At 73.9% G+C, this 12,334-nt stretch carries 9 protein-coding genes; 4 read left to right on the top strand and 5 right to left on the bottom strand.

The annotated features are described in order from the left end of the window. Positions 1 to 132: 132 nt before the first annotated feature. On the top strand, positions 133 to 918 hold the full coding sequence (locus ABGB08_RS41475) for an AAA family ATPase (RefSeq protein ID WP_347602145.1): 786 nt from the start codon (positions 133 to 135) through the stop codon (positions 916 to 918). 74 nt (positions 919 to 992) lie between these two features. After that, on the top strand, positions 993 to 2,771 hold the full coding sequence (locus tag ABGB08_RS41470) for a hypothetical protein (protein WP_347602143.1): 1,779 nt from the start codon (positions 993 to 995) through the stop codon (positions 2,769 to 2,771). A gap of 271 nt (positions 2,772 to 3,042) precedes the next feature. Here the strand turns inward: ABGB08_RS41470 and ABGB08_RS41465 are convergent, their stop codons facing one another. Further along, positions 3,043 to 3,642, bottom strand: coding sequence for a hypothetical protein (locus tag ABGB08_RS41465; RefSeq protein WP_347602141.1), 600 nt, complete (start codon positions 3,640 to 3,642; stop codon positions 3,043 to 3,045). A gap of 367 nt (positions 3,643 to 4,009) precedes the next feature. Between ABGB08_RS41465 and ABGB08_RS41460 the strand changes: the two genes are divergently transcribed. Next, positions 4,010 to 5,164, top strand: a complete 1,155-nt coding sequence (locus tag ABGB08_RS41460) for a hypothetical protein (protein ID WP_347602139.1) — start codon at positions 4,010 to 4,012, stop codon at positions 5,162 to 5,164. A gap of 179 nt (positions 5,165 to 5,343) precedes the next feature. Beyond that, positions 5,344 to 5,616 (top strand): hypothetical protein, encoded by a 273-nt coding sequence (locus tag ABGB08_RS41455; RefSeq protein ID WP_347602137.1) that lies wholly within the window; start codon positions 5,344 to 5,346, stop codon positions 5,614 to 5,616. Positions 5,617 to 5,924: 308 nt separating this feature from the next. Here ABGB08_RS41455 and ABGB08_RS41450 read toward each other — a convergent pair whose 3' ends face one another. From ABGB08_RS41450 to ABGB08_RS41435, 4 genes are read right to left on the bottom strand one after another with little or no spacing between them, the layout of a single operon-like run. Continuing rightward, on the bottom strand, positions 5,925 to 6,878 hold the full coding sequence (locus ABGB08_RS41450) for a bifunctional lytic transglycosylase/C40 family peptidase (protein WP_347602135.1): 954 nt from the start codon (positions 6,876 to 6,878) through the stop codon (positions 5,925 to 5,927). After that, positions 6,875 to 7,729, bottom strand: a complete 855-nt coding sequence (locus ABGB08_RS41445; RefSeq protein ID WP_347602133.1) for a replication-relaxation family protein — start codon at positions 7,727 to 7,729, stop codon at positions 6,875 to 6,877. Before ABGB08_RS41445 ends, ABGB08_RS41450 begins: the two co-directional genes overlap by 4 nt. Next, the gene (locus ABGB08_RS41440) at positions 7,726 to 10,422 is read right to left on the bottom strand and encodes a type IV secretion system DNA-binding domain-containing protein (RefSeq protein WP_347602131.1); all 2,697 of its coding nucleotides are present in this window, start codon (positions 10,420 to 10,422) and stop codon (positions 7,726 to 7,728) included. The genes ABGB08_RS41445 and ABGB08_RS41440 overlap by 4 nt, the downstream gene beginning before the upstream one ends. Continuing rightward, a complete protein-coding gene (locus tag ABGB08_RS41435) occupies positions 10,422 to 12,128 on the bottom strand; it encodes a DUF87 domain-containing protein (protein ID WP_347602129.1) in 1,707 nt (568 codons plus the stop codon). Before ABGB08_RS41435 ends, ABGB08_RS41440 begins: the two co-directional genes overlap by 1 nt. Positions 12,129 to 12,334: the final 206 nt, after the last annotated feature.

Genomic DNA, 12,334 nt, shown 5'->3' with positions numbered 1-12,334 from the left:
CCCACCCCGTCCGCCTCGCCGCGCTCGGCGCGGCCACCCCGCAGGACCCCGCCACGTCCCGCCCCCACGCCCGCCCCCGCAGCCCCGGCTACGAGCGCTCCCGCCTCGTCGAGCGCGCCGGTGTCCGGGCCGGTGAAGCGGCCCAACGGGCAGTTCTACCACCCCCGCCAATTGTCCGGTCTGCCCGATGTCACCGCGCTGCGCAAACTCCGCGAGGCCGGGGTCGCCGCCCTGTTGTACGGTCCGCCGGGCACCGGGAAGACCTCGGTGGTGGAGGCCGCCTTCGGTGATCTGGTCACCGTGCAGGGCGACGGCGACACCACGGTCGCCGACCTGGTCGGGGAGTACACCCAGACCGGCGACGGCCGGTTCGTCTTCGTGCACGGGCCGCTGGTGATCGCGATGCGCCAGGGCAGGACTTTGTTCATCGACGACGCCACCCTCATCCCGCCCCCCGTCCTCGCCGTGGTCTACCCCGCGATGGACGGCCGCCGCCAGATCATCGTCAAGGCCAACGGCGGCGAGGTCGTCGACGCCGCCCCCGGCTTCTACGTGGTCGCCGGGCACAACCCCGGCGTGCACGGGGCCGTCCTGTCCGACGCGCTCGCCTCCCGGTTCTCGGTGCAGATCCAGGTCTCCACCGACTACGACCTGGCCCTGCAGCTCGGCATCGACCGCCGCGCCGTGCGGGTGGCCCGTAATCTGGCCACCCGCGTGGGCAAGGGCGAGATCGGCTGGGCTCCGCAACTGCGCGAGCTGATCGCCTTCGGCAAGATCGCCGACGTGCTCGGGGTGGATGCCGCTGCCGCCAACCTGGTCGGCTCCGCCCCCGAAGAGGACCGTCCCGCCGTCGAGGCGGCGGTGCGGGCCGTGTTCGGCAAGCCGGTCACCCCGCTGGCCCTGGGCCCCCGCATCTAACCCCCGCCCCGCCACCCCCCCGCACCCCTCACCTCCGCTCTGTGACAATTTCTTGGGAAAGGACGATGCCCGCGATGAGCGCGCACCTGATCGCCGACCCCGCCGCCCCCGCCCCGGCCATCTTCCCCGCCGCCCCCGGCTGGCTGGCCCTGTCCGCCGCGATGACCGACGAGGCAGGCGTCATCGCCGACCGCGACGATGTGATGGTCACCATCGCCCCCGGCGCCGGGCACGGAGCCCCGGCCTGTTTCCTGCCCGCCCACGCCGCCATCGAGGTCGACGGCACCCACCTCGGCACCCTCGACCCCGCCACCGCCGCCCCACACCTAGCCAGCGACCGGGACCGGTACGCCACCGCGTGGGGGCTGCTCACTCACGAATGCGCCCACGCCCGCCACACCGCCTGGCAGCCCCCGCCCGGCGCGCCCCCCGGCGCGGTGGCCGCCGCGCTGCTGCTGGAGGAGCCCCGGATCGAGGCCGCCCAGATCCGCCGCCGCCCCGATGACCGGCACTGGCTGCGCGCCTCGGCCACCAATCTGATCTTGGCCGACACTCGCGCCGCCGACCCCGCCCACGCCCCGACGTTGACCGCGCCGCACGCCGCCCAGGCCGCCGCGCTGCTGCTGGCCCGGGCCGAGGCCGGGATCCTCACCCCGGGCGAGGTCGCCCCGGTCGCCATCGTCGTTGCGGCCGTCCTGGGCGCGGAGAAACTCGAGAGGCTGCGGGGGTTGTGGCGGGAGGCGTTCACCCTGGCCGACGACGACGCCGAGGCCATGATCGAGTTGGGCCGCCGCTGGTGCGAGATCACCGGAACCGACCCCGATACCGGCGACGACACCGGCGACGAGGCCGACGGCGGGGCCGGTCCGGCCAGCACGGCGGACCCCACCGATCCCGCCGCCCCGCCCCCGCCCCTGTCGCCGTTGGCCACCTCGATCACCGCCGCGCTGGACAACCTGGAGCGCGCGGTGGCCGGTGAGAGCGCTCCGGCCGACCCCGACGAGGCCGCCGCAGTGGCGGGCGCGGCCGAGGACGCCTCCGCCACGAGAGCTGCCAGGACCGCCGGTCGGGTGTTCGCCACCGGCGGTCCCCGCAGCGGGCACACCCGGACGGCGGGAACCCGCCCGCCCACCGAGACCGAGCGCACCGCCGCCCGGACGCTGGCGCGGGCCTTGAGCACGGCCGGGGTGCGGGACCGGGTGGCGACCAAGACCAGTTCGGCGCTGCCGCCGGGCCGGTTGCGGATGCGCGGCGTGTTGAATGCCGCCGCGCAACGCGCCGCCGGGGCGATGCCCACCGCCGAGCCGTTCACCCGCACCACCCGCAAGGACGTACCGGCTCCGCCGTTGCGGCTGGGCATCGCCTGTGACGTGTCCGGCTCCATGTACGCCGTCGCCGAACCGGTCGCCTCGGCGGCCTGGATCCTCGCCCACGCCACCCAGCACGCCCACATGCCCGCTGACACCGCCACCGTGATCTTCGGTAACCACGTCCGGCCGATCACCCGCCCCGGCACCGCCCCCGACCAGGTGACCGAATTTCACGCCGAGGACGACTACGAGGCCGTCGAGGTCGCGATCGACGCCCTGGACGGCGCCCTCGGCCTGGCCCGCCCCGGCGCCGCTCGGCTGCTGGTCATCGTCTCCGACGGCCAGTTCCGCGCCGGGCCCCGCCGCGCCGGGCAGCAGCGCCTCGACCGGCTCCGCGCCGCCGGGTGCGCCGTGCTATGGCTCACCACCGGCGAGGGTGACACCCCGCTGGAGGGGGCGCGGGTGCACCTGCTCACCGACCCCGCCGCCACCGCCCAGGCCATCGGCCGCGCCGCCACCGCCGCCCTGCGCGCCGCCCGCTAGCGCGGCCCGTGTGGGCGGGCGTATGCCGACCCCGCAACGGGTAGCCGCTCCCGGGGGAACGGGCCCCCTGGGGGGCGGCTACCCGGGGCGGCGGCGGGAGGTCGGGTGTGGGGCGGGCGTTCCGCCCGGGCGGGCACCCCGGCGGGGTGATCAGGCCGGGGCCCGGCCATTGAGGGTTTGGCGGCGGCTCGGCTGTGCCGGGCCCGGGAAGGGCCTAAAAGCCCGGCCGGGCCCGCCCCCAACATGAGGGCGGGCCCGGCCAGGGGTGTGGTCAGGCGGGAACGGGGGCGGTAGGGGTGATCGTGGCGGTGCGGGCGAGGGCGTCGATCAGGTCGGCCATCGCTTCGGCGGGGGTGTCGGCGGGCACGGTGAGGGTGCCCCGGCTGATGCCGCCGGGCAGCTCGGCCGTGATGCCGACGGGGTCGCCGGGGCCGGAGACCGTCACGGCGATGATCAGGCCGGGGGCGTGTCCGTCTCCGGCGGCGCGGTAGTGCACGAGCATCTCGCGTCCCACGGGGGTGTGGGCGATGATCCCCATGCCGGATCGGATGATCGTGAACGTGGTCAGGGCCCGGGTGAGGGGGGCGGTGAGCGGCATGAGCTCGCGCAGGTCGGGCCACTCCTGAAGGTAGTCGCCGGCGATGGCGGCCAGGTCGCCCGCCAGTACCTCGTCGTCGCAGGGGTCGCCGTTGGCGCGGTGGAGGTCGGCGTTGGCCTGCAGGGTGTGGCCGGTGCCGATCTCCAGCAGGGTGGCGTCGTCGGTGTCGGCGACCTCGACGATGCGCACCTGGTCGCCGTCCCAGGCCAGGGCCCAGCCGGGGCCGTGGTCGCGTAGTGCGGCCACGTGCCCGGCGTTGACGTCAATTCCCATTGCGTTTTCCTCTTTTCCGGTTCCCGGTTTTCCCCGGGCCGCATGTTGCGGCCCGCGAGGGTTTGGCGTCGATTGACGCTCGCCTGCGCGCGGCGTGTCAACCGGGTGGGTGAATTGTTTTCATGACTCTTTTCATCGGCCGGATGGGTAAGGTACTCGAGCTGTTTCCGGCAGTTGGTTTGCCGTGCCGCCAAGTCTGGCCGTATCCAGGATCCGGGCAGGCCAGATGGTTACCGATCCCAGCCGTTTCGGCAAGCCCTGAATATGCGCCGACGTCTTGCCTGGAGCGGTTTGCCGGAGTGATGGTCGAGCTCCACTAAAAGCGGCGGGTATCAAACGGATACCCGCCCCGTGAAAGGAGCCGTAAATGGCGAACGGCAAAACCCGGAAAACCCGCGACGCCGTGAAGGCGGCAGAAACGGCCGACGTCGGCCCGCCGCCCGGTACCGGTACCGATGCCCCGCCGCGCGACACCGGCGTGGCAGCGGCGGTCTGGGCCGCGCTGGTGGCCAATCCCGGCGCGGGCGCCACGGACATCGCGGCGGCGGCCGGGGTCAGCCGCCCCACCGCCGTCAAGGCCCTGACCGCCCTGGCCGAGGCCGGGCGGGCCACCCGGATCACCGGCAGCGGTACGGGCCCGCGCCGCATCCCCGACACCTGGCACCCCGCCGCCGAGGAGGAGGCCACCATCGCCGACAACGACGGCACCGGCAGCGGAACCGATCCGCTCAGCGAGACGGAGCCAGGCGGCGAGGTAGGGCTGGCCGGTGAGGCCGTCGGGGACGGCGGCGGCGCGGCGGGAGAGGTGGCCGAGCAGAGCAGCGACCCCGCAGCCGCGACCGGCGGCGACGCGGAGGCGAACACCGGCACCGGCGACGAGGACACCCATCCGGGTCACGACAGGGAGGATGCACCGGACGCCGGGATCATCATCCCGGCAGGCGATGACTCTGGCCCCCCGGCGGCTGCGGCCGACCACCAGCGGCACACGGAGATGCCGCAAGACATCGCGCCGCCCCTTCCCGACGGGGAGCCCGCCCTCTCAGAGCCGACGCCGTCCGAGCCCGCGGCGTCTGATCCGGCACCTGCCGCGGGCACTCCACAGTCGGCCGACCCGGCCGGGCTGCAGGAGGCGAGGCAGGCGATGACCGACTTCACGGCCCTGGTCGAGCGGGCCGGTCAGGCACTGGCCCAGCCGGAGGCCGATCCGCAGGCGCTCGTCCTGGCCGAGCAGGTCTACGCCGACGCGGCCAAGGTACGGCGGCTGATCAAGACCGCCCTGGCGGGCAGGCCGGACGGCGCGGCGCGGATGCGGCCGGGCGGCCTGCGCGAGAAGGTCGCCGCGCATCTGACCGCCCACCCCGATGCCGAGTTCAGCCCGCACGAGCTCGGCCGGGCTCTGGGCCACTCCTCCGGGGCCGTCTCGGTCGCCCTGGACAAGCTGGCCGCGCTCGGCACCGCCGTACAGACCGCTGAGCGTCCCCGCCGCTTCGCCGCCGCCCCAGCCGAGTCTTCGGCCTGACGAGCACCTGGGTTGGACGCGCCCTGATGGCGCCTGCTCTGCCCGGCCGGGGTAACTAACCCCGGCCGGGCCAGGGTCAGCTAGGCGCAGGCGGAGAGGGCGCGGACCAGAACCTGGCGAGATGTGAAGGGGTCCGATCCGGGTCTCCCCGTGTGATCATCCGACGGAGGGAAAGGGACATGAGTGCTCGCATCCAGTACGACGCGACCACCTCCGACGACGAGGAGACGACGTTCAACCTGTACGTCGAGGATGCCTTCATCGGCGCTGCCGTGCTCACCTGGCTGGAACGCGGCCGGTGGTATCTCAGCTTCCGCGACCCGGACGGTGATCCGAGCGGCGGCAGGCGCGGCAACATTGAGGTAGTCACCCCGATGCAGACGATCCGCGATCGGCTCCAGGACGGCCATGGGGTCGCCGTCGACGACATCGTTGAGGACGTCCCCGCATGAAACGTGCCCTCCCAGTTGGAGTTGGAGACCGGCCACTTATCCGCCGGTCTCCTTTGGCGTGTCGTCGAGGGCGGCCGTGCATTTCTCACCAAGCGGGCCGAACTCGCAAAACGTCTGTGAGCTTGCCCCGAGGAGCCGGCGCGGCCCCGGCGGTTCTTCGCCGACGGCCAGGTCTAAGAACGGGTAACGGCGCTGCGGCAGGTTGATCGGCGAGGTCGGTGATCCCCGCCCGCTGAGCGCCACTGGCGGCCTGCACGGTCTGCGGGAGCCCCGGTTCCCCTGCTCCACTCATCAGCGGGTCTTGCTGGTCATTGGGCTGGGCGGGTGAATCCGGCCAGGGCCGGACGGGTCGGGTAGGAGGTGATGGCGATGGGGCCGCAGCGGGTACAGCGGGCTTCGATCATCTTGCCGTCGCCGATGACGATGCCCACATGTCCGGGCCGGGTCGGCGAGCTGCCCGGGCCGGTGGTGAAGAACACCAGATCGCCGGGTTGTTCCTGGCCCGCGGGCACGCGCGTCCCGAACGGCCACTGGCCGAAGGTGGTACGGGGGATCCTCACCCCGGCGGCGGCGTAGGCGCGCATGGCCAGCCCGGAGCAGTCGAAGGCGCGCGGGCCTTCGGCGCCCCACCGGTAGGGCTTGCCGAGCTGGGCGCGGGCATAGCCGACGACCTTGGCGGCGACCTTGGCGGTGACTTTGGTGGCGGCCGTGCCGCCCGCGGCGGCCCTGGTGTCGGTGCCTGGTGCGAGGCCGTAGGTCGCGGCCAGGGCGAGCACGTGGTCGGCATAGGCCGGGGCGGGGTTGTAGGCGGACAGGGCCCGTGGCAGGTCGTGTCCGTTCCGCGCGCCGTTCCCGCACAGGTGCTGGGCGGCGGTGAACACGCTGTCGGCCGGGTCGTTGATGTCGGCCGTCCCGTCGCCGCCGGCGTCTTTGCCGACCTCGGCCCAGGTCGAGACAGGCAACCCCATCGGGCCTTCGGCGTCGGCGCGGGTGGGGGCGGGGTCGCGTCCGTGGTCGGATTCGACCTTGCCGACGGCGGCCAGGACCGGCCAGGGCAGGCCGGGGCAGGTCGGGGCGGCGAGCTGGTAGAGCAGGAGTGTCCCGGCCGGAATGTCGGTTCTGGCGCGGGCGTTCGGGCGGTCCCCGCTCGCGCTCAGAACGCCGGTGATCCGGCCCGGGCTCACGGCGGCGGCAAGGACGACGGCCGTGAGCGTGACAGCGCCGAAGGCGAGCAGCGTTTTGGATATCAGGCCCCCGGTCACCACGGCTCCGGCGCGGGTGAGGGCAGCAGTGCGGTCAGCGGCAGCCGAGTAGTGCCGCCGACGGGGAGCCAGACCGCGGCGGCGGGGTTGCCGGCCGTGAGCGCGGTGGCGACCGGGACCACGCTGCCAGGACGGAGCAGCGCGTGCAGGTTGCGTTCCCGCGCCGCGGTGGGCAACACGAACACCACGGCGGTGTCGGTGATGCCACTGGAGTCGGCGAGCCGCTGGTAGGAGGGGAGTTTAGCGGCGACCCTGGCCAGGGGTTCGGTGCCGGTGTCGTACTCCAGGAAGAAGTCGATGCCGCGGCCGCCGTCGCGCCAGCGGCCGTAGCCGTCGGGGCGGACGGCGCCGTGCCAGGACTGCCGGCAGCGGTGTTCGGACCACCAGCGTTCCAGCTCGCAGCCGGGGGTGTGTCGGGCGTGGGCGGCCAGGGTGGTGAAGACGGTGTTGGCGCCGACCAGGTGGGCGAGCTTGGCGGAGTGGGCGAGCGCGGCCACGTGTTCGGCGCGGTAGCCGATGTCGCGGCCTTGCTCGGCCGACAGCACGGCGGCTCCGGCCGGGCCGAGCAGGTAGTGGTGGGGGGCCGACCCGATGGGCAGGGAGGGGCGGAAGCGGTCCAGGACGGCGTGCTGGTAGAGCATCAGCATGCGGTGCCGGGCGGCGCGCGGGCTGGGGAAGGCCAGCTGAGTGAGCTGCGGCAGGGTGAGGACGCGGTGCTCGTGCAGCAGGCGCAGCAGCCAGCGGTCCCGCTCGGTCAGCCGGGCCGCGAGCCGGGCCAGCAGGGCCGCGTCGACCTGGATGCGTCCCGCGGCCGGGCTCAGGCCCGGCCCGTTGTGGTCACGGCGGCTCATGATCTGCCCCCGGGCGGTGTGGGACCGCTGGTGGTATCCCTGGCGGCGCCCGTGGTGGTGTCGCCGCCTGGGTCGGGGGCCGGGTTGGGCTTCAGGCGCGGCGGCGGCGCGGCCTGGGGTGAGGTCCGCGGATCAGCAACCACGCTCTGCTCTGAGCCGGGGGCAGGCACCGCGGATGCGGTGGTACGGCGGGCGGCGCGGCGCAGCAGAGCCTCCCGGCCGGCGACCGGGGCCGGGAGGGGCCGGGTGCGCAGGGTGAAGGCGGGCGTGTCGGCCGCGCCGACCAGCATGCGGGCGGCGGCCTGGTAGGCGCCCAGATGGGCCAGGTCGTGGTCGGTCAGGTTGGGCTGGACGTGGCGGGCCAGGGCGCGGGCGTCCTCCGGGGAGAGGGTGAACAGCACCTTGGTGCGGGCGTTGGCCGAGACGGCCTCCCGCATCTCGCGGGGCAGCTGGGCCAGGTTCTGGTGGGCCAGGACCAGCGACAGCCGGTAGGCGCGGGCTTCGGCGAGCATGTCGGCGAGCTCGTGCGGCAGGGTCAGGAAGTTGTGCGCCTCATCGATGTAGAGCGCCGCATCGCGCCGCCCCGCCCCGCCGACCCGGGCCCGGGCGGAGGCGGCCTCCCACACCTTGGCCACCACCATCGAGCCGAGCAACCGGCAGGTGTCCTCGCCCAGCACGCCCTTCGGGACGCGGACCAGGCAGATCCCTCCACCGGCCAGCACGGCGCCCATGTCCAGGCCGGGGCCCGGGACGCCGACCACCGCCCGCACGAACGGGCGCAGCAGCACGGCCCGGAGTTTGTTCATCAACGGGCCGATCACCTGCGCGCGGGCGGGCGGCGACAGCGCGGCGTACCAGGCCCAGAAGCCGGCCAGGACCTGTTCGCGGACCTGGGCGGTGGCGGCGGCGCGGAAGCCGTCCTCGGCCAGCAGCCGGGGCACGTCGGCGAGGGTGGCATCGTTCAGCAGCCGCAGGGTCAGGCAGGCGGAGCGGAAGATGTCCTCGGTGCGGGGACCCCAGAAGTCGGCGAAGATGCGGGAGAAGATGCCGACCAGGTTGTCGGTGGCCAGGTCGGGGTCGCTCCCGCCGAGCACGTTGAGGGCCGGCGGCCCGGCGTGGTCGTCGGGGTCGAGCAGCACCAGCCGACCGGCGCACGTTTCGGGGAGGCGGGCGAGCAGGTCCAGGATCAGGTCGCCCTTGGGGTCGATCACCACGACCGCGCGGCCCGCTTCGGCGTCGGCGAGGATCATGTTCGCCAGCAGGGTGGACTTGCCGACGCCGGTGGCGCCGATGACCTGCACGTGGTGGCGTGCGGAGGCGACCGGCAGGCCGATCTCGCGGTCGGGACCGGCGTCGGCCACGCCTAATGGTTTGCACCAGGGGCCGGGGCGGGGCACGTCCGGGCCGGGGGCGATGCTGCGGGCTCCCGCCCGCGCCAGGCCGGGGACGGCCGGGTCGTAGGGCAGGTGGGCCAGGGCGGCGAGTTCGGGCACCGACAGCAGGTCGCCGTGGTCGAGCCGGTGCGAGGCGATCTGCTCGGCAGGCCGGGGCAGGCGCCGCCGCCGCAGATGGTTGAGACCGGCGTACCCGGCCAGGGCCGAGGCGATCGCGTGCGCCCGGCCGCGCAGCCAGGACTGGGCCGCCTCGCGGTCGCCGTCCCAGCTGGTGGCGACGGCGTAGCGGATGCGGGTGGCGTAGCGGGGGTGGGCGGCCTTGCCAAGGATGGCGCGCACGTCGGCGGCGACCTCCGGATGGGCCGCGGCCTGTGTGCGCGGGGCGGACGCGGTGATTGGTCCGGGGGTGATCAGGTCGAACAGCCAGCCGAACCGGGCGGCGGAACCGCTCCCGCGCAGCGCGGCGGCGGCTTTGCGGGCCCGGCCCAGGCGGGCTCCGGTGACCGGGCGGGCCAGCACCTGCACCACCGCGTACTGGCCGGGCGCGAGCCCGCTGGCCGCTCCCAGGAGCGGGCGGAGCGGGTCGGCGTCGAAGGCCGACCGCAGCGGGTAGTGGTCGGGGCGGGCCAGGACCAGGGTTCCCCCGGCCGTGTGCGCCTCTAGCGGGATGGGGGGTCCGGGGTCGGTGAGGCGGGTGCGGGCGGCGGGCCAGGCGGCTTCGATCGCTTTTTCCACCAGGTGCTGCGGGATGCCGCCCGGCACCCACAGGCTGATCTCCAGCCGGCCGCCGGTCCAGGTGTACTCCCAGGCCAGGTGCGGTTGCCCGGTCAGCAGCCGGGTGCGGGCCGGGCGCAGCAGCCCGATCAGGTTGCTCCACAACGCCTCGGCCGAGCCTGGCTCGACCTGGGGCGGGGCCAGGATCTGGACCCGGCGTGCCCCGGCCAGGAAGCGGGTGTGCCGCCAGCGCCGCAGCTGCCCCTGACCGACGCGGACCAGTACGGCCAGCGCCACGACGACGAGCAACGTGTGGATGGCGAAATGGATCCCATCAGCGGCCAACCAGGACAACACCGCGCCATACAAGGCGTCCGGATCCTTGAACGGGCCGGTCAGGCCGAACCCGTCGCCAGGGCCGCGGACGGGAGTGGCGTTCAGCGCATCGCGGAAACCATGCGGCCTCGATGAAGGGGCCACGCCGCCGTGGGAGGCCGACAGCGCCGCAAGCGGCATCACGGCTGGACGTGCGCGGGAGGACAACAGCCCGAGGGTCTTGGCACGTCCCCAGAGCATGGTGGGCATCAGCGCAGCTCCTCCAGGTCGGCGGGGTCGGTGGTGGCCAGGCGGTACTCGGCCGGGCTGGCGAGGATCTCGAAGGACACCCGGGAGGATCCGCACACCAGTAGGCCGGTTCCCCGGCGGGCGGCCAGCAGCTTCTGGCGTTCGCCGCCGGACAGGCCGAACGCGTCGGTGATGGCGGCGATCGCCTGCGGGGCTTGGCGGAGCAGGATCTGGGTGGCGGCGTTGGCGACCACGGCCCGGCCGAGGTCGGTGCCGAGCATGTCGCCCGCGTCCTGGGTGATCACGGTCAACCCGGTCCAGTGTTTCCGCGCCGATTTCGCCATCGTGTACAGGAACCGGGCGCCTTCGGGTTCGCGCATCAGCAGCCAGCCCTCATCGACGACCACCAGCCGGGGGCGGCGTTGGCGCGGGTCGGCGACCTGCCGCCAAATCGCCTCCAGGGTGAGCAGCACCCCGATCGGCTTGACCTCCTCGGCCAGGCCGCGCAGGGAGTAGACGACCAGATGACCGGCCGCCTGGACGCTGGTCGGGCCGTCGAACAGCCCTTTGTGGGTGCCGCTCACGTAGGGGGCCAGCCGCGCGCACAAGTCGGCGGCGGCCGGGTCGGGGTCGGCGGCGAGCGCCGCGGACAGGTCACGCAGCCGGGGCGCGGGCCGGGCCCAGGTGCGCGGGTCGCTGCCGATTCCGGCGTGGTGGTAGGCGGCCAGGATGCCTCGGTCGAGGGCGGCTCGCTCGGCCGGGGTGGGCGGCTGGCCGAGCATGACCGCGATCAGGGTGTGGAGGAACAATGCCTGCCGGGTCAGGGCGTCGGAGGTGTGTTGCGCGCCGGGGGGCAGGTCGAAGGGGTTGACGCGGATGCCGGGGCCGCCGAGGGGGATGCGGGTGCCGCCGACCGCTTCGGCCAGCCGGGCGTACTCGTCCTCGGGGTCGATCACCGCGACCTGGACGCCGGTGAACAGGGAGCGGAGGATTTCCAGTTTGGCCAGGAACGACTTGCCGCCGCCGGACCTGCCCAAGATCACCGAGTTGTGGTTGTCCTGGGCGAATCGGTCCCAGATCACCAGCGAGGAGGAGTCGCTGTTCACGCCGTACAGGACGGGGTGGTCGCCGACGGGCGCGGTCAGGTCCGGGGAGGTGAACGGGAAGGCCGCCGCGAGCGCTTGGGTGTCGAGGGTGCGGCGCAGTTGGAGCAGGTCCAGCCCGATCGGCAGGCAGGTGAGCCAGCCTTGCAGGGTGCGGAAGGTGGCGGGTTTGGCGTCCAGCAGCAGCGAGGCGGCCAGCGCGCGGACCCGGCCGCTTTCGACGGCTAGGCGTTCGACGTCGGGGGCGTGCACGGTCAGGTACAGGCCGAGCCGGAACAGTTTGCCCTCGCCGCGGGCCAGCCGGGAGGCCAGCGCGTAGGCGTCCTCGGCGGCGGCTTCGGCGGCGAAGTCGGTCAGTCGGCGGTGCTCGGCGTCGATGCGGCGGGTGGATTCCAGCCGGGCCAGCTGGCGGCGCAACCGGTCGGCCGCCACCATCGGCGCGATGGGCTCCACATGCAGCGAGACCTCCAGCCGGCCGGGATAGGTCAGCAGCGGCTCCAGCCAGCCGGGGCTGACCTCGCGCGGATAGCCGACCACCGCGAAGGAGGCGGCCAGACTCCCGTCCAGCCCGATGTGATGTGCCGTCACCCGGATCGCCGGGGTAGGGATGGTCGACTTACTCACCAGGGAACCTCCGTCCCAGATTGGCCGCACCACGGGTGTGGCGGAATTCGGAAGGACCAGCGGCATTACGGCAGCTGGGGGCGCGAGCTGCTCTCGCGCGGCCCGAGCCCGGCGTGGGGACAACAGCGGTCTGCGCGAGAGCCGCAACCCAGACGTCTGCGGATGGGGGCGGTCTCGCCCGAAGCCACAGGAGATGTCGAGGGCAA

It is taken from the genome of Acrocarpospora sp. B8E8, assembly GCF_039871605.1.
In the GTDB taxonomy this organism is placed as follows: Bacteria; Actinomycetota; Actinomycetes; order Streptosporangiales; family Streptosporangiaceae; genus Acrocarpospora; species Acrocarpospora macrocephala.
Note: the sequence above shows the minus strand (reverse complement) of the source record. Positions and strands in the feature narration are given on the sequence as shown.

Bases quoted from the DNA above. Each gene is read 5' to 3' on its own strand.
- ABGB08_RS41470 (WP_347602143.1), top strand. From the start codon at position 993: ATGAGCGCGCACCTGATCGCCGACCCCGCCGCCCCCGCCCCGGCCATC.
- ABGB08_RS41460 (WP_347602139.1), top strand. From the start codon at position 4,010: ATGGCGAACGGCAAAACCCGGAAAACCCGCGACGCCGTGAAGGCGGCA.
- ABGB08_RS41465 (WP_347602141.1), bottom strand. From the start codon at position 3,642: ATGGGAATTGACGTCAACGCCGGGCACGTGGCCGCACTACGCGACCAC.
- ABGB08_RS41440 (WP_347602131.1), bottom strand. From the start codon at position 10,422: ATGCCCACCATGCTCTGGGGACGTGCCAAGACCCTCGGGCTGTTGTCC.
- ABGB08_RS41445 (WP_347602133.1), bottom strand. From the start codon at position 7,729: ATGAGCCGCCGTGACCACAACGGGCCGGGCCTGAGCCCGGCCGCGGGA.
- ABGB08_RS41455 (WP_347602137.1), top strand. From the start codon at position 5,344: ATGAGTGCTCGCATCCAGTACGACGCGACCACCTCCGACGACGAGGAG.